Genomic DNA, 21,498 nt, shown 5'->3' with positions numbered 1-21,498 from the left:
TAAATCTTAAATAAGATAAGAATGGAAAAGTACAATTACGGGGTCATTGGTCTCGGAGTAATGGGAAGAAACCTGCTTTACAATATTGCCGATAACGGTTTTTCTACAGCGGGATTCGATTTGGATGAGGAAAAAGTAAGAGAACTGCATAACGGAGCAACTCCGGGAACTTCAGTGAAGGGAACCGCTTCTCTGGAAGAGTTTGTCTCAGTTTTGGACAGTCCGAGAAAAATTATTTTAATGGTACCCGCAGGAAAACCTGTAGATGCTGTTCTGGAAAGCATTACACCACTTCTCAGCCCAAAAGATATCGTAATTGATGCTGGGAATTCTTATTTCAAAGATACTGAAAGACGCATTGCTGATTTAGCTTCTAAAAACCTACATTTCATGGGAATGGGTGTTTCAGGAGGTGAGCAAGGCGCAAGAAGAGGGCCAAGTATTATGCCTGGTGGCGATTTGGAAGCTTTCAACCTGCTAAAACCTATGTTGGAATTAATTTCAGCAAAGGTTAACGGTGAAGCTTGTACCGCTTACATGGGCAAAGGCTCTGCCGGAAACTATGTAAAGATGGTTCACAATGGAATTGAGTATGCCATCATGCAATTGATCAGTGAGGCTTACGATCTACTGAAAAAAGGAGCTCATCTGAACAATGATCAGCTTTATGAGGTTTTCAAAAAGTGGAATGAAGGTGAAATGAATTCTTTCCTTATTGAAATCACAAGGGATATTTTCCAGCAAAAAGATGATCTAACAGATGGATTTCTTGTTGATCAAATTCTAGATAAAGCCGGAGCAAAAGGAACCGGAAAATGGACATCCGAACAGGCAATGGAAATCGGAGTTTCTATCCCAACTATTGATATTGCAGTAACTTCAAGAATTATATCCGCTTATAAAGATGAACGAGTGAAAGCTTCTCAATTATATCCTAAAGAAGCAATAAAAACTCCGGAAAATACAGAAGCCTTCATCAAAGAAGTGGGTGATGCGTTGTATTTGGCTACTTTAATCAGCTATGCACAAGGATTGGCATTACTGGTAAAAGCATCTGAAGAATATCAGTTTGAAATTCCGTTAAAAGATGTTGTCAAAATATGGAGAGGCGGATGTATTATCCGTTCTGTTTTGTTAGAAAAATTCTATTCAGCATATTCTAAAGATCAGAATTTATCTAATATTCTATTGGATCAGGAGATTTCAGAAATTGTAAAAGATAAGATTCCTGCATTAAGAAAAATGGCTGCTTTTGCTGTATCAAACGGAATCCCTAGCTTAGGAATTCAGGCAGCTTTAGGATATTTCGAAGCCTACACCACAGAGTCCTTACCCATCAATTTACTTCAGGCTCAGCGTGATTATTTTGGGGCACATACTTACCAAAGAATTGACAGAGAAGGAGTTTTTCACACTTCTTGGCAAAACCTAAATAACTAAACCCGGAAAATGAGCGACAATACAATCCTGCATCCAACAACCATTGTTATTTTTGGTGCAACGGGAGATTTGGCAAAAAGAAAACTTTTTCCTGCATTTTACAATTTATATATTGATGGCAGAATGCCCAAAGGCTTTAATATTTTAGCGTTGGGAAGAGCCGAAAATACGGATGAAAAATTCAGAGCTTATATTAAAGAAAATCTGGAAAGCTTTTCAAGAAAAACTGTAACCAAGGAAGATTGGGCCGGTTTTCAGGCTCACATAAGCTACTTTCAGCATCAGCTGGATGAAGAAAGCTCCTATCAAAATTTATATCAGAAACTGGAAAATTTTGATAAAGTTTATGGAGTAAGAGGGAACAGACTCTTCTATCTTTCTATTGCGCCGAACTTTGTGTCCGTTATTTCAAATCATATCAAGAATACTTCTATTGCTTCTGATCCTGCAAAAGACCGGATTATTATCGAAAAACCTTTTGGCCACAATAAAGAATCTGCTATAGAACTGAATAATCTTCTTTCACAAACCTTTCAGGAAGAACAGATTTACCGTATCGACCACTATCTGGGAAAAGAAACGGTTCAGAATATTTTGGCATTCAGATTCGGAAATTCAATTTTTGAGCCTTTATGGAATCACAGGCATATAGAATCGGTACAGATTACCGTTGCAGAAGAAGTAGGGGTAGAAACAAGAGCCAGCTTTTATGAGCAGACAGGGGCTTTGCGTGATATGATTCAGAATCACCTTTTACAAATTCTCTGTATGGTCGCTATGGAACCGCCGGTTTCACTGGAATCTGGAGAAATCAGAGATCGTAAAGTGGATGTTTTAAAATCAATTCGCAGAATTTCATCAGATAAAGTAGATCATTATGCTGTCCGGGGTCAGTATGGAAAAGGTAAAGTAAATGGAGTCAAAGTAAACGGCTATCGCCAGGAAGAAGGAATTGCCCCTGATTCTAACACCGAAACATTCGTTGCTATTAAGTTTTATCTGGATAACCATCGATGGGAAAACGTTCCTTTCTACGTTCGTACCGGAAAAAAGATGAAAGAAAAGCATTCTTACATTACCATTCAGTTTAAACCCCTTCCCCATTCTACATTTTCAGAAAGCTCATCCCCTTTATCTGCTAACCGACTGATTATTAACATTCAGCCGCAAATGGATATAAGACTGCAGTTTATGTCTAAAAAACCGGGTCTTTCATTAGAATTGAAACCGGTAGAAATGATTTTTGATAATTTTGCCTGTCAGACAGATACTCCTGAAGCTTATGAGACCCTTTTGTTAGAGGCACTTGCAGGTGATCTTACCCTGTTTATGCGTTCTGATCAGGTAGAAGAAGCCTGGGATGTTGTAAAAACGATTCAGGAAACCTGGGAAACAACTAAAGATCCCTCTTTCCCGAATTACGATGCAGGAAGCTGGGGACCTGATGACAGCAATGCTTTGGTGGAAAGACAAGGGCATGAGTGGGTTTAGAATTTAACTAAGAAATAAAAATGGATATTACAATATTTAATACGCTCGATACTTTATATAAAAAAGCAGCAGATACGTTTGTTGAGCTTTCAGAACAATCTATTCAAAAACATGGAAAATTTGTAACAGCGGTGAGCGGTGGCTCTTCTCCTAAAGCCATTTTCAGCTTATTGGCGACTCCGGAATATGCAGATAAAATAGATTGGAGCAAAGTGTATATTTTTTGGGTGGATGAAAGATGGGTTGCTCTTGATGACGAAAAGAGTAATTTTAAAATGACCCTGGAAACACTTTTGAATAAAGTTCCCGCCCATAAAGATCAGATTTTCCCAATGTATAAAAACGGAACTGAACCTGAAGATTATGCTAAAGAATATGAAATGCAGATCAGAAACACATTAGGAGAAGAAGGCGTTTTCGATTTTATCCTTTTAGGAATGGGTGATGATGGTCATACAGCGTCCTTATTTCCGGGAGAAGCCGTTCTGGATGAAAAAGAAAAATGGGTGGCAGCTTATTATCTGAAACCTCAGGAAATGTTCAGAATTACTTTAACAGAGCCTATCATCAATAAAGCTGACCATATTTTGATTGTCACATTCGGGGCTTCTAAAAAGCATGCTCTGAATGAAGTTTTAAACGGCGAATACAATCCGAAACTGTATCCGCTTCAGTTAATTGAAAAGAAAGACGGTGTTCAGATTTTTACCGACAAAGAAGCAGAAGCTTAAATGTCGTAAAGGTTTTTCACCTGGTCACCAATATACAGTATCAAAATTGTAAACAAAAAATCCCGGTTAATCCGGGATTTTAATTTCTTATACTGAGATCTATTTTATCTCTACAGGAACTGAGATTTTATCCCAATCCATTGTGAATCCATTACTGTTTACCTTATACACTAAAGTTTCCTGTGTTGCCGGTAAAGCTTTTGTTTTTACATCCACACGTAAAGCATCTTTAGATTCTTCGTATTTATAGGCTCCCCATTGTTTTGGTTCCTTGTTAAAAATCGCAGTCCAGGTTCCGCTTTCCTTAGGGATTAAGAAAAAGCTATATTTACCTGCAGGAAGCGTTTTACCCTGAACGGTAATATTTTTATCCGTTTCAAAAGTAGTGGCTTCATTGGCACCTGCACGCCAAACTTTATTATAGGATTCTAAACCGCCCCAGATGGTACGTCCTTTAACAGAAGGACTGCTATAGGCTATTGTAATAGTTGCATCTTTAATTTTTCCCGTAGCTGTAGCAGGAGGGCTGGCAGGTTTTTTAGCTTCCTGTGCAAAGGCATTTACTGAAATCGTCATTGCAGCAAAAATCATGGTAGCAGATTTGATCATTGTTTTCATACTATTTTTATTTGTTTGTTTTTGTTATTGTCCGTTTACGAATTTACATCTTTCGGCTTATAAAACAATAAACCGATTGCTGAAAATATAATTACTGCCGCTGCCCCAATTACGTTAAGCCAAAGGAACGAAACGATATCAAACTGATAAACGGCAATAACCGTAATTTCTGATAATATTGCAGCAATAAATACATTGGAGCCGGTGATTTTTTTATAATAAAATGCAACAAGAAAAATCCCCAATATCGGGCCGTAGAAAAGAGATCCCAATACATTAACCGCTTCAATAAGGGAACCCATCTGCGTGGCAAACATAGCAACACCGATTGAGAAAATACCCCAGGCTAAAGTATGCAGACGGCTATACTTCAATTCGGTGGCATCATCAGGAATTTCTTTTTTAAATATCAAATGAACATCTTTTAATGAACAGGCGGCAAGGGAATTCAGCGCTGCAGAAATAGAACCCCAACTGGCCAGAAAAATGACGGCAAACAGTAAACCGATCATCCCTACAGGCAAGGTATTTTTCACGAAATACAGGAAAATGTAATTGGTATCCGTTTTCTCGGCATTATAGTTTGAGTTATTGATAGCTTCTTCTACCCTGCCATGAAGTGCTTTTACCTCAGTTTGTGTATTTTTAAAATCCTGAATTGTTTTGTTGAGTTGGGGAGAATGAGTTTCCTTCAACTTTAGAATTTCTTTCGATTCTGCATTAAATTTTATTTGTAAATCCTGATGCTCCTTTTCAAAAACGACAGCCTGTTCAGGTTTTGTTTCCTTTAAATATTGATAAGAGCGTTCATTAAAATAAATCGGAGCCGGTTTTAGAGAAAAGAAAGCAAAAAGCAAAGCCCCGATCAGGAGAATCGCAAACTGCATCGGAATTTTAACCAATCCGTTCAGCAGCAACCCCATTTTTGCATTGGTATTGTCTTTTGCTGTAATATACCTCCCCACCTGACTCTGGTCCGTACCGAAGTAAGACAATGCCAGAAAAAAACCGCCAATCAGCCCGCTCCAGATATTGTATTTATCTTTCCAATCGAATTCTGTGGTAATGACATTGAGCTTTCCGGATTTTCCAGCCAGGTAAAGTGCATCATTAAAACCAATTCCGTTCGGCATATTCTGAATAAGCAGATACCCTGCAAAAGCCATGGTTCCCAGAATAATGAGAAACTGTAATTTTTGGGTGTGAGCAATCGCTTTTGCGCCACCAACATAAGTGTAAATCAACAGAATACCACCTGTCAAGACATTGGTTAAGTAAATATTCCAGTTTAAAACACTTGACAAGATTATACTTGGTGCGTAAATGCTGATTCCTGTTGATAAGCCTCTGGAAAAAAGAAAAAGCAGTGAAGTAAGCACTCTTGTTTTTTTATCAAAACGGTTTTCCAAATATTCATACGCGGTGTAAACATTTAGGCGCTGAAAAATCGGGATGAAAGTGATGCAGATCACAATCATTGCCAAAGGCAAACCAAAGTAATACTGCACGAAACGCATGCCGTCTGTATAAGCCTGGCCCGGTGCTGAAAGAAACGTAATGGCACTTGCCTGTGTAGCCATAATACCAATAAGCACAATATACCAAGGCATTTTATTATCTGCTTTCAGATAGGATTCATTACTTTTTTGACCCCGACCGATGAATACGCCGTAAACCACCACTGCAACAAGTGTAAAAATGAGAACTGTCCAATCTATATTACTCATGCCCAGAATTTAGTAAACCAATAATAAAATGCGATCTGAGATACTAATGCAAGGGCTAATAGTATGTACCAGATATTCCAATTTTTAAGTTGCTTGTTCATCAGTTTTTTTGTGCAGATAAAAAGTTTAAAAATAAACGGGCCGCCCCAACATTTCCTGCAGGTAGCTGTCTGAAAAATGCCAACGGGGTATAAATAAAATTACCCTTTCCGTATTTGGCATATAAAGTTGACCCCTGCAGAGGTTCTTCATCCGTATCGTGCATTTCAAAAAGAGGTTCGTACGCTGCATCCCATTGAGCAGGGAAATAAGCACCACGTTCCTGTACCCAGCCTTTAAAATCATCTGTAGTAATTTTGTTCGGAAAGTTCAGTAATTTATGATTTGGATTTAACAGCTTAACCGCAGCATTTTCTTCGGTAACGCGCTTATTGGCAATACTGAAATTGTACATCCCCAATTGGTCAACGGTTGTATCCTGATTGGTGTTGTACTGCATCACCAAATTACCACCAGCTTTTGCATAAGACCATAAAAAAGGCATCCAGCGACCCAGTTTTTTCTCTGTATTATTGGCACGAACACCAAGTACGATGGCATCATATTGTGATAGTTTGTTCTGGCTACCGTTTTCTATGTTACCATAAAAATCTTCGTCTTTCAGGACCTCTACCTGAATACCTGCAATGCGTAGGAACTCAGGAATGAAATCGCCTGCACCCTCTACATATCCTACTTTTTTAACCTTCGCCTGAATATCACCTTTCATTACGGTTACCGTGGCAGGTGTAAAATATTGTAAGGAAGGCAAATGCGGGTACTGAATTAATAGTTGTTTCTTATTATAAGTGACTCCATCTGCAACAAAATTAGCATCCAATTGCAAACGAGATGAATGAATTGCAGCAAGCTTAGCTTTTGGAATAACGTAATCAATCGTGGTATCTTTTCCATTGAGCGAACTTACATCAACGCCTCCTAATCGCTCTCCGCTATACATCAGGTTTAGAATACCCTTACTGTACGGTTTGTTAGAATTAACCTTAACATTTAAACTCAAAGGTAAATCTTCATTTTCTTTGACCAGATAAAGGGGTTGTGTAAATTTCAGTTCTAATGCAGGAACAATGCGCAAAGCTTCGACTACATCACCACGCACCGGGTCTAATTTCTTGAAAGATAAAGGAAGGTTAACCTGAAAATTTTCTGAACCTATTTTTAAACCAAGCAAAACATTCAGTGGTGATTCTGCCTCAGGCAAACCGACTAAAGTATCATTCTGAACAGAGAAAGTTGCAGCGTTTGTAGCTGGTTTTGCTAACCAGTAAGGTTCTGTGAGTGCTGCATCAGCAGGAATCTGAATGTCATGCTGAATAGTAATTAAAGAATCTTTTGACAGTTTTTTATTGAAGCTTTCTGACTGTCCTAACCATTTTACATTTTCTAAAACAACAGGATTTGCAGCTCTTGAAACCAAATTTAATCTGAAATTATAATGATCTCCGGCAACAGCTTCAGCCTGATTGGTAACCACTTCGCCCATAAATCCGGCGCAACTTAAAATGATTTGGTCAAGAGATTTAAGTTTATCTTTTTTTAGGTCTGCATCTTTTAGTACCATAACCTTTTTTCGCAATGCAAGCAAAGCAGGCAAGCTAAGGTCTGGGTTATTGAAATTGAAAGTAGAAATAATTGTATTTAAGGATTCGTCAATATCAGCATTTCCCTGTGAAGTCCAGGTTTTCGTTACTCCGTCAAAAAGTGTTGTTTTTGCTGGTTCGCCAATAACATGGGAAAAATATTCAGTTCTGATACCGGCTACAGACTGTGTTCCTGCTCCCTGGCTTTTATGTAAACTTCTGCTTAATCCTGCCAGTTCACCATAGCCCATTCCCAATTGTGCATCATATTGCCCAACCGTAATTTTCAGTTGATTTTCAGCTGTTGTATTGACCGTACCAAAGCGGAAAGTATTCCACAATACGCGTTTTGGCTGCCATGTATTAACATATTTCAGTTGATCCGGGAAAGCTTTTTTATCGCCTGCCAGCTTAAAAGCTTTTTCTGCCACCACGGCCGAAGCCGCATGCTGTCCGTGACCTGCCGCCGCATTAGGAGGAAAACGACAAATGATAACATCAGGACGGAATGTACGGATGACCCAAACTACATCCGCTGTAATACTGTCTGCATCCCATTGTTTAAAAGTATCAGTAGTATTTTTAGAAAATCCGAAATCAATTGCCCGGGTAAAAAACTGTTGGGCACCATCTAACTTTCTTGCCTCTAAAAGCTCATGCGTTCTGATTAAACCCAATGCAGCACCTTGCTCTGTACCTAATAAATTCTGACCACCATCTCCTCTTGTTAAAGACAAATAGCCCGTTTCTACATTTTGATCGTTGATTAACCAGGAGAGTAATCCTGTATTTTCATCATCGGGATGAGCTGCAAGGTATAAAACCTTAGGCAGGTGTTTAAGTGTTTTGAGTTCACGGTAAATTTCAGATGATTTGGAAGGCCGAACCTGCTGGGCCGAGCAAAAAACCGTATAAAGGCCAAGAATAAATACAGTACTTACTTTTTTGAACATTTAATTTTACTTTGCAGGGCAAATATAAGTAAATCATCTTTCTTTCAATAGTAAAAGAATTAAACTGTGAATTCTATAAAAAAGCTGTTTAATTTTTATTAACCACAAAAGGCATAAAAGTTTTAGATACTTTAGTTTATTTTAAGTAGCATACTTGATGCATAGTAAGTACACATAAGGCTTAAAAATCTTTGATTTTATTCTAAAGAAAACTTAGGCGTTTAAAATAAAAACATGTGTAATTTCCCCAAACTACGGAGCATAAAATCACACATAAACATCTGTGCTAATCTGTGTCATCTGTGGTAAAAATTCAACCACAAAAGGCATAAAAGTTTTAGACACTTTAGTTTATTTTAAGTAGCATACTTGATGCATAGTAAGTACACATAAGGCTTAAAAATCTTTGATTTTCTTCTAAAGAAAACTTAGGCGTTTAAAATAAAAACATGTGTAATTTCCCCAAACTACGGAGCATAAAATCACACATAAACATCTGTGCTAATCTGTGTCATCTGTGGTAAAAATTCAACCACAAAAGGCATAAAAGTTTTAGACACTTTGGTTTATTTGAGTGATTAGCTACATGTTTGAGAAGAGCACTTAAGTTTTTAAAAAAAATCATTTTTTTTTGAATGTACATACTTATTCTCAATCACCTGTGGTAATCTGCGGAAAAATATTAGATACAGGCTTTGTGTACGAATTACAGTTTCAAGGAAAATAAAAACTACTTATTTTTTCTAGTTATATTCCGTGTAAGATAGATATAATTAAACATGCAAAATGTGGCTATCGCTCCAAAGGTATGCCACAAAAAGTGTGTTCCAAAAGTCAACCATTCCCATTTGTCAATGATGCGGGAAGTGAGTGCGAAAACAAACGACAATAAAGCAAAGCCTACCCATTTACCAGCTTTCCATTGGGTATAAATCAGATAACTCAATACTGAGAAAAGTACAAATGAAGCCATGATTGCATAATTTACGTTGATAAAGAGAGAAGGTTTATCTGCCAAAATCCAATTTCTCAACCCCAACGTAAGGACCAGATATATAAGAACCATTACAATAGCATAGTACCATTTGAGGCTCTGCGCTAAAAAATAAAACCCTGCAGAAAAGCACAATACCATAATGGGCATCCAATCCATCATAATAAATACCGGCCATTGTCTGAATGCATGATAAATGGTTCCCCCTATGGCACCAATATATAACAAAACCAGACAGTAGGTTAAAAAAGGATATTCTTTAAAATTGTCTTTCATTTTAAGGGTCCAAAAAATGGCTATGGCTAAAAATAATACAGCAGTGATTGCATTTAGCGGCTCAGGAAAAAAATGAGCCATATCTGTTTCTTTATAGAGCATACCTCCGTCCGGAGGTAATTGATTTATTGGCATTGTCCTTTTTATATGGGTTCATAGAAAGGCTGTAGAACGCAAAATGCAGACACAAGCCATTTTTTTCTAAATATAGAAAAAATTGTGACATTATGTAGCTGGATATGTTCCATCATATTTTATAAAATTATTAATTCAAAGCACATTAAACTATACAAGGCTGAGTCTGCAAGAAAATAGTCTGATACTCTTTCTTATCACAAAACCTTCTTTCATGCAAGATTAGGTATAACTACTGATAGACAAGATTTTTTTAAATAATAATTTTACAGTGAGAATGAAATCGAAAAATATTTGGTTTCAATCTCATAACTATAATCATAAATCTATTAGTACATGAAAAAATTCTTACGAAAAAACGCGTGGAATGAGGAAGGAACGTTTAATAATCCCGATTTATACTGGTATGCAAGAGCAGTTGCTGAAATGCAGTCTAGGAAATTGGATGACCCAACGAGCTGGTGGTTTTTTGCTGCCATTCACGGTGAAAATTTTGCCGGGGATCCTGATGGTATTGACTGGAATACTATTAAAGCTCCGCCAAAGGTACCTACAAGCCCTCTTCCGTCTACAGATATAAAAGATAAGTATTGGAATCAATGTCAGCACCAAACCTGGTATTTTGCCCCCTGGCATCGTGGCTATCTTATGGCTTTGGAAATTCAGATCAGAGCAATAGTGATAGAGCTTAATGGGCCTGATGACTGGGCTTTACCGTATTGGAACTACTTTGGTGGAGAAAAAGAAAATAAAATACCTCCGGCATTTACCAGGCCGTTTTTAGACCGCGATACTCCTAACCCTCTTTTTGTTACAGAAAGACACGGTCCTGATAATGACGGAAATATTTACATCAAATTATTTAAGGACGGCAAGCCAAGAGTTACACAAAATTGTGAACTTAAGACAGTATACACCGGTAATCAAAATTGTTTCGGAGGGCCTGAAACTGATTTTTCACATTATGGTACAATATTTCCTGAAGAAAGTTTAGAAACCAATCCTCATAATTTTGTTCATAATGATGTAGGAGGAGTTGTTAAAGGAAATGAAGGTCTTATGTCTGATCCTAACGCTGCAGCACTGGATCCTATCTTTTATCTTCATCACTGTAATATTGACAGAATGTGGGCATCGTGGAATGCCAAGGGAAACAAGAATCCATCAGAGAAAAAATGGCTGGGAGGCCCGAAGGAAATTGGAGAACGTGAGTTTGTAATGCCTTTACTTGATGGAAAAGAATGGACGTATACCCCCAATGATGTAACCAATCTTGATCTTTTGAATTACAGCTATGATGATCTTCAAACAAAAGTAGAACCTGCTGCCGCCGATACTACTTCTGAAAGATTGAGAAAACTAGGAATTCCAATTTTGGATGATGCTCAACTAACTGAATCTACTATGGATAATAATGAGAAACCAACAGAATTAGTCGCTGCCAACCAAGGTTCTTTTGAAATTAAGAATGCAGTAACCAAAACTACCGTTAATTTTTCTGATAAAGGATTAAAGAAAGTGTCTACAAGCCTTTTAAGAGCTTCTGCAGATGAAATTCCTGACCGTATCTATTTGGTTCTGGAGAATGTGAAGGGAAATATCAACGCCAATACGCTTGAAGTTTCTGTAAACAATCAGCATATAGGATTTATCTCACTTTTTGGACTTCGCAATGCATCACTGGACGATTCTCACGGAGGAGGTAACGGACTTAGCTTTTCTTTAGATATTACCAATATCATTGATGAACTGCATCTTGAAAATGATCTTGAGAATCTAAAATCCTTAGATGTTGCCATTACTCCTGATAACGAAATCTTATCTGATGTGAAAATTACAGTAGGAAGAATAAGCGTTTACAGAGAAAAACAATAGCAATGAAAAGATCAAATGCTAATCGGAACCTTATAAGTTACAGTGTATGGAGTTTCAGTATTATCTGTTGGTTTATCCTGCTTTTCAATCCCGGCAATTTGCTTACAGCAGCACATTGTCAGATGAATTTATGTAACGGAAGCAGCGCTTCATTAAAAATGATCCTCAAAATAAATCCTTTCTCTGAAATGATGACGGGATGGATATTGATGGTATTGGCCATGATGCTTCCCAAGCTGATTATTCCTATACAGATCATCATTAATCAAAGTTTTAAAAGTATGAGTTTTTTATTGGTCATTCTTTTTATAACAGGATATGTTTTGATGTGGGCTGTAACCGGGTTTTTATTAAACATTTTCATCATCTTTCTGAGTATTCAGATGCCTGGATCTTTTATTCCTGCAGTTATTTTTGGGATCATCACCTTAATCTGGCAATTTTCACCCATTAAGCAAAAGTGTCTAAACAGGGGACATTATCATCCTGTTTTGGCAGCCTGGGGTTCTAAAGCTTATAAGGATGCTTTTTCATTTGGGATTACTCACGGTTTCTGGTGTGTTGGCGCAGGCTGGGCATTAATGCTTCTCCCGATGTTATTACCGCAGGGACATCATTTGGCGATGCTGATCGTCACTTTTATTATGCTGAGCGAACATATGGAACATCCGCAAGCTCCACGTTGGCGCATAGATTTGAGGTTGAAATTACTGAGAATCATAATCCCTGAAAATCCTATCAGACGTTGATCTGCTGTTAAAAAAAGATTAGATTACAATATCCAAATAGCGCCATTTTTTATAAAGAGGCGCTATTTTTTGTATTCATATAATTTTCAATCAGGTGATCTTTAATTCAATTTACTTATTAAATTTGCTTAACTAATGATTAATTTGCATTAATGGATCTACAACAGCTCAAATATTTTCTGGCATTGGCCAAAGAACTTCATTTCTGGAATACGTCTGCGAAAATGAATATTACACAGTCTGCTTTGAGCCGGAACATTCAGTCTTTAGAAAGTGAACTGGGTGTTCAGCTGTTTTACCGTGATAAGCGAAATGTGAAACTTACCCCGGCAGGCCAATTTTTACAGGAAAAATGGGGCGAAGAGCTTAGTCAAATGGAGGCTTTTCATCAGCTGGCCCGGCAAATTCATTTAGGCGAACATGGAACAATAAGAATTGCACACCCTGATTCTATTTCTTCTTCAGTTTTACCCGATTTTGTGAAAAAGGTTTCGGTAGCTTTTCCTCATCTTAATCTGGAATTGTTTCAGCTTACCAATGAAATTCAGGAGGATTATCTTAAAAATTATAAGATAGATCTCGCATTTTCCCGTGATATCAATACCTATTCAGGAATTAATGAAAAGAAATTATACCAGGAAAATCTTTCTTTAGTGGTTCCTGAAAATCATCATTTTAAAACCTTATCTGATATTTCTGAAGAAACATTGAAAGATCAGAAATTCCTTTTAACCACAGGAGATGACGGCAGCAGTTACAATTTGCTGGTTCAGGAAGTTCTTGATTTTTACAACGTCAATCTTGATTCTTATATTCGTTGTGAGTTTGGGTCTACCATTATCTCATTAATTAAAAACGGATTAGGCATTTCGATTCTGCCGCATTCTTATCATCTTCACCAAAATACCGGAATCCGTTTTATCCCTCTTCCCTTTGTTACCGATTTGTACATCCAATGGCGGAAAGATGACCCTAACCCGATTCTTAAAAATATTCTGGAATTAGTTTAAAACCATTTCTATATGCGGAATACCATCTTCATCGTAAGAACTTCCGACCTCTTTAAAGCCTAGAGCATTGTAAAATTTCAGCAGGTACAATTGTGCACTGATCCGGATTTTTGATTCCTTAAGAATATCCTGACAGCCTTTGATAGAGTTTTCCATCAGCTGTTTTCCCAGTCCCAATCCTCTATAATCTGACCCAATCACAACACGGCCAATTGAAGCGTCTTCATAGGTCAAACCATGCGGAACAATCCGGGTATATCCTGCCAGATTTCCATCTACTAAACACATCAGGTGATGGCATTTTAAATCTTTATCATCAATATCCTGATATACACAATTCTGTTCTATAATAAATATTTCGCTTCTTAATTTTAATATGTTGTAAAGCTCGAGAGTGGATAATTCTTCGAATGATTTTATAAAAAATTCAGTTTTCATTGTGTTGCTTTTTAAATCCAGTTTCATCATAATATCGGTCTGCTCTTCATTTCCGAGTCTGAAAATATGTTTATCAAACTCTTTAAATCCATTTTTTCTGTAAAAGTTAATAGCCCTCAAATTGTTTTCCCAAACGCCCAGCCAAACGTAATCTGCATTTTTTTCTGTGGCAATGGCAATCGCTTTGTCATAAAGAGCCTGTCCTACTTTCTTTCCGTGAAAGTCTTTAGAAACATATATCCTTTCAATTTCAAGTGCATGATCTCCGTTCATTTCGGTCTGTGATGAACCGGTGTTGAGTTTCAAATATCCAATGACTTTATGATCCAGTCTGGCAAAGTAGAATTCAGAATTTCTGTCGTTGAGTTCAGCATGAAGCTTTTCTGTTGCAAAACTTGTCTCAAGATATTGCGCCATGCTTTCTTCTGTATTATCTGCAGAGAATGTTTCGGAGAACGTTTTTTTACTGATCTCCTGTAGCTCTGCTATATCATTTTCTGTAATTTTTGTTATCATCATTTCCATATTCTATACTGTCCATTCGACGTTTAACCAATCTCTTTATTGCCGCAAAATTAGCCAGTAGAATAATGCAGAAAAATGCTATTTTTTAATTATTTGATCTGATTTTTGCATTAAAAGAATGAACGCAAAGTTCATTAATCATTCCGCTTTATTGTAAGGAGGCAAAGAACAGAATCAACAAAGTTGATTCGATGAAGCAGACGTTTTAGCTGTATTCTTCATCGGCGGCGAAGTTGCAATGCTTTGCTCACTTATCATCAACCGTTTCAAAAATGAAAACTTTGCGTCAGAGAAACACATCATTTGTACAATCTCAGACCCTATTTAAATTGGATACTTAAAAAAGTGTTTACAACTGAGAATTCTATCAAGAAAATTCAACTGGAATATTTTAAGTCCCGGACAATTTACCAAATTCATTGGTAACCATTTATGTTTAACAATAATACATTTGGTGATAATTTTCAGGACATTAGAACCGATTTAAATAAAATAGTAAATACAAATATCTATACATATATAAAAATAATCTTATTTCAGAGAAAAATAGAATTTTACAAAATTTGACATAAACAGCTTTAATCAAACATAAAATACTGAAATTAAAATCATTATAAAACCATTTAAAATCTACACATTCTAATATAATATTACGTATTAATTAATTTTATTCAACTATAAAGGTTTTTTTTTATTTTTTCATTAAAAAAAAGTTATATTTGACTTACCCAAAATAACACCCAACATGAAAACAAAATTTACACAATTCAGTGCTATTCTTATCTCTGGATTCGCATTTGCCCAAGTAGGTTTCAATACCAATGTACCCAAAACAACAGTAGATGTATCTGCTAAAAGAGATGGTTCAGGAGTGATTACGGATAACACACAAACATTCGGATTGCAGGCTCCGAGGCTTACAAGAGCTGAGCTTACTGTAAATACGGCTACCTATAACAGCAATCAGCAAGGAGCATTAATTTATATTACAGATGTAACTGGTGGCGATGCTACAGGACAACGTATCAATGTTACTGCTATGGGCTATTATTATTTTGACGGAACAGTATGGCAAAGACTTACACAGGCTACAAATACCAGCACTCCAGTGATTTCAGCATTACAATGTAATACAGCCTACTTAAATCCCTCTACCTATACCGCCGGTACTCCTTTCAACGGAAACCTTAGAGTTACCTATACCCAGGGAAACGGAGGTTCATATAATTCAGGTGCTCCTTTTACAGTGAATGGATTAACCTTCCAGCTAAGACCCGGAACTTTAGAGTTTGGTGATGGCGAATTGGTATTCTCAGTGACCGGAACTCCTACCACTGGTAATAATATGACTCTTCCTATGAACAGCACCGCAATTCCTTTCTTAACAGCAGGACAAAACTGTACTGCTACCGTGGGAAATACCAGCCGTGCAGACATTTCAGACCTTGCTGCGATGGGATATTCGACCCTCACAACCGATTCCAACGGGAAACAAGCCTATACTTTTCCTTTAACGACCCCAGATGGTAAGTATTCGATCAGGGTAATATTTGATACCACAAGTGGTACAACCGCAGCAATTCCTAATGTACAATTATATAATAATACAGGAGCTACCGTTAACCTATATTGGAATTATAACACCGAATATGGTGGTTATATTGGCGCAGCGGTAACAACCAACAATATTACTTCAGGAGTATGGGGTGGTATGGGAGATGCATCAGCTACGTGGTTTCCTCAAGGCACAGGGGCAGTAGGAAGCGCTTATTGGGGGAATGTAGGGATTATAGATGGAGCCAGTGGCGGACCTGAACATAGAAGATATACATGGATAGACAGTAATGCTTCTTCAAAAACCGCTTATACCGCAACCATTATGGCAGGAGCCCCTACTTCAGGCAGTGCCCAGCCCAACCTTTCTAAAATATACATCAAGATCGAGCAAGTAAGAGCACAATAATATAATACCTCTAAAATAGAATGCCCCTGAAAAAAGGGGCATTTTTTTATTTATCTACGATGTTTACGATAGATGTATAGATGTAAAATCATATTTGAAATTATTTGATAAACGCAAAGTATATGAGTAATTCTGCTTTATTGTAAGGAGCGACTTTTTCCCTAATGAAACAATATGCTTATCCACACGCTTCAACGAATCAACAAAGTTGATTCTATCCTTGGCTCCCTGAAAATAGGCAAATGAAGCTAAAACTTTGCGTCTAAAAAAATACTTCATCAATACATTAATCATCTGAACCAATAATGTATACACAACCCTCTTATCCTTCATTGATGTTAGTTACTTTCTTTTCTCTCCTTCTTTGAATGATAAGGTGTGCCGCATCCAGCATTTTAACCGTATGGATGTAAGGCATCACGATATTCCTTTCCGGTAGATTTTCATAGACACCCATTGAGAAATAGACAATTCCGGACAGAAAATAATCAAATTCTCTGAGGCTGTATTCTCTGAATGCTTTTTTGAAAACCAGCAGCGGATTCCGGTATTCTTTCTCTGAAAGCAGTCCAAGAACCCACGGGGAAATCTTCTCCGATTGAGTGTCGACAGTCCATTTTCTTTCCTTCAGCATCATGAGATATCCTGCCCGGATCAACGACCTCATCGATTGATGAAACTGGAAGATGACCGCCGGATCTTCATTGATCCAGCTATTCCTCTTTACCGCATAATTCATTATGTTGCTGAGCATTTCTTTGGAATCATCCAGCTCATTGAAATGGAAGAAGTTTTCCATCAGCTGCAACCCGGAGTGCTTGTTATCTGCCCGAAAGCGGGTATCGAAATGTGTTTTTATTTTTTTCATGAGGTTGTATTTTTTTATAAATGTAATAAAAGAAATTCAATTACGGTCGATCGACCGTAATTTTTTACTATTTAATTATTTCATTTGTCCTATGACAGATATAAACGAGAAAATTTGTTTATACATTACAAAAAAATGGTTGATACCTTGGCTTCAAGAAGGCAAGTCACAAAATTCTTTTGCCAAAAATCATGGTGTAGAAGAAAGCACTATTAGAAAAATTAAAAGTGAAGAAACTTACAGAATACCAGTTGAAACACTTTTTAAAATATGTGAAGCAAGAAAAATTAGTTTATCTGATTTCTTTAAACTTATAAATGAATAATCCTGACGAGAGTTGGGATTTTTTTGTGACAAAATTTTCGAAATCTTTAAGAAATTCCGTGAAAATACTGATTCAAGATTTTAAAATGGTGTTTACGGGAAGCCGTAAAACTTTATTTCAATATATTCTATATATTTGATAATAAGTGATAATTTTTATATTATATGGCAAAAAAAAGATATACTATTGAGGAACTTGACTTTAAAGATGATTCACCTGAAGAACAAGTTAGAACCAGAAAAATATTTGAAGACTTAAAAAATAGAGCAGAAAAAGGAGAGAACTTACTAGAGAGGGAAAAAGAATTTTTATGTTTATCAATAAAATTATCATATAACCCTGATGACGGTGAGCCTGAAAATTTTAAATTTTGTAATGATTTTATCTTCCATGAGCTTTATTTAACATATTTCCACAATGATTTGGCAGGCCCTTTTTTTAAAGCCAAAAGAGGAAAAGTTGTAAAAGTTGAAATGGACGAACAGCTTAAAGATATGAAAAAGTTACAAAATATATCTGATAATTGGCTTAAAGAAATTCAAATTACGAATCATAAAGATCAAATTTTACAAGAACTTTCAACAGAAACAAAACAAGATTTGAAAACTCTTGAAATAAAAATACCTAATTGGGTAAGAAAAATTAAGGCTAATCAAGATCGTTATAGATTACAGAAAGATAAAATCATCCTTCAATCAAAATTTATTTATCATTTGGCTAAGTCAGTAATGGAAAATTATAATCCAGAAGACTTTGAAATAAATTTTTCTGGTTCAATAATCGAATTTACTTCTTATTCTTTAATTCACATTACAAGCAGGCATTATGCAGAACCAATAAAAGGCAATAAAGCAAAAACGTATCATTATAAAAACTTTTTACCTAAAGAATTACACTTAGATTTAAAAAATATATTGACTAAAATAGATAATAAACATTTAATTGATATAAATAAAACAGACAATATTATTTTTGAATATGAGGGTATTACATATCAATTATGGGTTCAAAAAAGATATAAACAAATAAAAGGAAAAGGAAATGTTCAAATAAATAGAATTCAATCATTTTACCCAATTTATGATACAGCACAATTAACCAAAATTAAAAATGATTTACAAAGAATAAAGATTGAACATAATCTTTATTTATGGTATAAACCAAATTAATTTTTTTTTCAAGAAAACCTAGACAATTGCGCAAATACATTGCATATATAATAATTATTTTTGATAAAAATTAAATATCATGAATGAAAATATATTTGAAGAATTAAGGAATAAAGCTTGGGGTTTTTATGATAATAATGATTACAAAAAAGTTGAAAAAATCTGCAATGAAATAATTGAAAAATTTCCTAATAAATTTACTGGATATTATATTCTAGGCATAATAAGACATACTGGGAAGCAATATAAAGAAGCCGTGAATTGCTTTGAAAAAGTTTTAGAAAAAGACACAGAAAAAAAGGTGCTTGGTTTAGTCTACTATTGGCTTGGGGAAATATATGGGACTGAATATGATTGGGACTGGGATACTAATACAAAAAAAATTAATCAAATTTATGATTATGAAAAATCAATTTATAATTATGAGAGATCTTTTGAAAATGAAAATTATCCTCGAGAAACTGTTCAAAAATTGATTTATCTCTCTAGAAAAGATTATTATAGGAAATGTCATATTCTTAAAAAATCTATAGAGAAGTTTGAAAATGATGCGGAGTTTCTTATTGAATATTCTAAAAGTTTAATCCAAATAAATAAAAGAAAAGAAGCATATATTTTTTTGGAGAAAAACTGTGAAGTTTACAAGTATCCTATTCTTCATTACCAACTCTCAAAAATGTACTATGAAGATTTTGAATTCAATAACTCTCTTACAAATTGTGAAATTGCATTAAAAAATTACAAAGGAGATGCAAATTATGTTTTAATTGGTTTAAATTATAGTTTGGGTAAAATATATTATAAGAAAAAAGATTGGTTATCTGCTTATAATTATTTTAAAAAATCTTTTGATATCATTATTGATAATAATCTTAACACCGAATATACAAATCACAACTTCTGGGTATGTGCATTTGGTATTATTGCAAGTTTAGGATATTTAAAAAGAAATTCAGAAATAATAAATTTCATTAATTCTCTTACATTTTTACCTGAAAATTTAAGCTATCTTGAGTTTGAGTTTATATTCAATTTAGATAATACTTATACTGACACCGCAGTAGAATTGTATGAAAGAAAAAATATATCTCTTCTAACACAATTAAAAAACAAGAGTAAAAATTTAGACTTTAAAACTAAAGTTTCTTGGTTGCAGTACATCTTGCAACTCCATAATCAAGATTCTGATAGCCAGCATAATTTATTACGAGAAATTTTATCTAATGATAATTATACATTTGATATTTTATACGAAAAACTAGGAGAAACCTATATTGAGCAAATTATATTCAATGATGAAAACCTTCAATTACTTTTGCATGATTTAGAAGAATACCAAAAATTTAACACAAGTTTTGATCCTTCTTATTTAGCATCTATTATTGATACATTGTTTACTAACAAAAGATACTCACAAATAATTAGTTTGAAAGATAATTTCAATTATCACCAATTAAATGAAGCAGATAAATGGTTTGAAATTGCATATTCTTATAATGAAATTAATAAAATACAAGAAGCTCAGGAAATATATGAATATCTTTATAAGAGTAAAAAAACAGGAGCTATATTAAATAACTTAGGTAACATTTATAGTAATAAAACAGATATTTTGTATGTTGAAAAAGCTGTCCAAATGTATGAAGAGGCAATAAAAGTAGCTGGGAGTAAAGAGTTATATGAACGAAATTTAAAAAACAAAAAAAAAGTTTTTGAAAAACTTTCAAAAGAAAAGAGCAATGAAGATTACATCAATAGTTCATTCAAAAAGTCATTGTTATTAATTAAAAATGAAGATTATTTCAGTTTAGACTCATTAAATAATTTTCTAAATAACATAAAAAAAGAAGAAAATTTTAAAGATGGAGAAATTCCTATACAGAATGAATATTTTCCATCTCTAATAAAAACTAATATTGTAAATGCTTTAAAGCTAAAAGAAATTTGGATTTCCAAAAATTATATTTTACATACTAATAATTTTGATAATTATAATATTCCTATTTATAGGATAAATCCTTATATACAAGGAGAATTAATTAAACAAAGACAATTGATTTATGAAAAAGATATTCCAATAAAATGGACTGATGGCTTTGCCAAATTAAACATGTCAAGGTTAGATGAAATTGAGTATTTTATTTTAAAAGATAAAATGTCTAAATTCAATAAAAAATATAAGGAATTAGTTTTTAGAGATTTTGATGAACTAGTTTTAAACTATCTAGTAGGAAATATAAAATCTACAGTTGTACTATCTGGATCTTTTGTTGAGTTAATATTAACATTTTATTTAGAAAGAAAAAAAATAAGAAATGTTACGTATTCTCAAAGTGGAAGAACAATCAATAAAAATATTTATGATTGTACTCTCCATGATTTAATTTCCTTTATTGAGGAAAACAATTATTTTGGGAAAGATTTCTTTCATTTAACAAACTTATCAAGAGTTTATAGAAATTTCATTCATCCCGGGCGAGAGCTAAAAGATGAACTTAATAAAGGTAAATCTGATATATGTTTTTTCAGTACTCTAGAAATCTTAAAAAAAGTTTAAATAACTAATTAATC

At 34.8% G+C, this 21,498-nt stretch carries 16 protein-coding genes; 10 read left to right on the top strand and 6 right to left on the bottom strand.

The features are described 5' to 3' along the window. The first annotated feature begins 21 nt into the window (after positions 1-21). From gndA to pgl, 3 genes are read left to right on the top strand one after another with little or no spacing between them, the layout of a single operon-like run. On the top strand, positions 22-1,440 hold the full coding sequence (gndA, locus tag WH267_RS03400) for an NADP-dependent phosphogluconate dehydrogenase (RefSeq protein ID WP_340005701.1): 1,419 nt from the start codon (positions 22-24) through the stop codon (positions 1,438-1,440). A 9-nt stretch (positions 1,441-1,449) separates the two neighbouring features. Further along, a complete protein-coding gene (gene zwf / locus WH267_RS03395) occupies positions 1,450-2,931 on the top strand; it encodes a glucose-6-phosphate dehydrogenase (RefSeq protein ID WP_340005699.1) in 1,482 nt (493 codons plus the stop codon). Between the two features lie 20 nt (positions 2,932-2,951). Further along, positions 2,952-3,662, top strand: coding sequence for a 6-phosphogluconolactonase (pgl, locus tag WH267_RS03390; RefSeq protein WP_340005697.1), 711 nt, complete (start codon positions 2,952-2,954; stop codon positions 3,660-3,662). Between the two features lie 99 nt (positions 3,663-3,761). On the opposite strand, the gene WH267_RS03385 is transcribed toward pgl, so the two are convergent. The 4 genes from WH267_RS03385 to WH267_RS03370 form a co-directional block, all read right to left on the bottom strand. Further along, positions 3,762-4,280, bottom strand: a complete 519-nt coding sequence (locus tag WH267_RS03385; protein WP_115970764.1) for a DUF2911 domain-containing protein — start codon at positions 4,278-4,280, stop codon at positions 3,762-3,764. Between the two features lie 35 nt (positions 4,281-4,315). After that, a complete protein-coding gene (locus WH267_RS03380) occupies positions 4,316-6,007 on the bottom strand; it encodes a sodium:solute symporter (RefSeq protein ID WP_340005694.1) in 1,692 nt (563 codons plus the stop codon). Positions 6,008-6,107: 100 nt separating this feature from the next. Next, the gene (locus WH267_RS03375; RefSeq protein WP_340005692.1) at positions 6,108-8,600 is read right to left on the bottom strand and encodes a PIG-L family deacetylase; all 2,493 of its coding nucleotides are present in this window, start codon (positions 8,598-8,600) and stop codon (positions 6,108-6,110) included. Positions 8,601-9,330: 730 nt separating this feature from the next. Further along, positions 9,331-10,005 (bottom strand): hypothetical protein, encoded by a 675-nt coding sequence (locus tag WH267_RS03370; protein ID WP_340005689.1) that lies wholly within the window; start codon positions 10,003-10,005, stop codon positions 9,331-9,333. Positions 10,006-10,341: 336 nt separating this feature from the next. Here WH267_RS03370 and WH267_RS03365 point away from each other — a divergent pair, with 336 nt between their 5' ends. The 3 genes from WH267_RS03365 (at position 10,342) to WH267_RS03355 (ending at position 13,639) form a co-directional block, all read left to right on the top strand. Continuing rightward, positions 10,342-11,880 carry a tyrosinase family protein gene (locus tag WH267_RS03365; RefSeq protein ID WP_340005687.1) on the top strand — a complete coding sequence of 513 codons (1,539 nt, stop codon included), beginning with the start codon at positions 10,342-10,344 and terminating at the stop codon, positions 11,878-11,880. A gap of 2 nt (positions 11,881-11,882) precedes the next feature. After that, the gene (locus WH267_RS03360; protein ID WP_340005684.1) at positions 11,883-12,629 is read left to right on the top strand and encodes a copper chaperone; all 747 of its coding nucleotides are present in this window, start codon (positions 11,883-11,885) and stop codon (positions 12,627-12,629) included. A gap of 152 nt (positions 12,630-12,781) precedes the next feature. Continuing rightward, positions 12,782-13,639 (top strand): LysR family transcriptional regulator, encoded by an 858-nt coding sequence (locus WH267_RS03355; RefSeq protein WP_340005682.1) that lies wholly within the window; start codon positions 12,782-12,784, stop codon positions 13,637-13,639. Here WH267_RS03355 and WH267_RS03350 read toward each other — a convergent pair. After that, positions 13,631-14,596, bottom strand: coding sequence for a GNAT family N-acetyltransferase (locus WH267_RS03350; protein WP_340005679.1), 966 nt, complete (start codon positions 14,594-14,596; stop codon positions 13,631-13,633). The two genes, WH267_RS03355 and WH267_RS03350, sit on opposite strands and share 9 nt — an antisense overlap. A 751-nt stretch (positions 14,597-15,347) precedes the next feature. Between WH267_RS03350 and WH267_RS03345 the strand changes: the two genes are divergently transcribed. Continuing rightward, positions 15,348-16,565, top strand: a complete 1,218-nt coding sequence (locus tag WH267_RS03345) for a hypothetical protein (protein ID WP_340005677.1) — start codon at positions 15,348-15,350, stop codon at positions 16,563-16,565. A gap of 322 nt (positions 16,566-16,887) precedes the next feature. Here the strand turns inward: WH267_RS03345 and WH267_RS03340 are convergent, their stop codons facing one another. After that, entirely contained in the window at positions 16,888-17,433 is a 546-nt protein-coding gene (locus WH267_RS03340; protein WP_340005675.1) for a hypothetical protein, read from the bottom strand. 91 nt (positions 17,434-17,524) lie between these two features. Here WH267_RS03340 and WH267_RS03335 point away from each other — a divergent pair, with 91 nt between their 5' ends. From WH267_RS03335 to WH267_RS03325, 3 genes are all read left to right on the top strand, one after another. Further along, positions 17,525-17,758 carry a helix-turn-helix domain-containing protein gene (locus tag WH267_RS03335; protein ID WP_047486272.1) on the top strand — a complete coding sequence of 78 codons (234 nt, stop codon included), beginning with the start codon at positions 17,525-17,527 and terminating at the stop codon, positions 17,756-17,758. Between the two features lie 164 nt (positions 17,759-17,922). After that, entirely contained in the window at positions 17,923-18,927 is a 1,005-nt protein-coding gene (locus tag WH267_RS03330) for a hypothetical protein (RefSeq protein WP_340005667.1), read from the top strand. Positions 18,928-19,006: 79 nt separating this feature from the next. Beyond that, entirely contained in the window at positions 19,007-21,484 is a 2,478-nt protein-coding gene (locus WH267_RS03325) for a tetratricopeptide repeat protein (RefSeq protein WP_340005665.1), read from the top strand. Positions 21,485-21,498: the final 14 nt, after the last annotated feature.

It is taken from the genome of Chryseobacterium sp. MYb328 (assembly GCF_037572595.1).
GTDB classification, from domain to species: Bacteria; Bacteroidota; Bacteroidia; order Flavobacteriales; family Weeksellaceae; genus Chryseobacterium; species Chryseobacterium pennae.
Note: the sequence above shows the minus strand (reverse complement) of the source record. Positions and strands in the feature narration are given on the sequence as shown.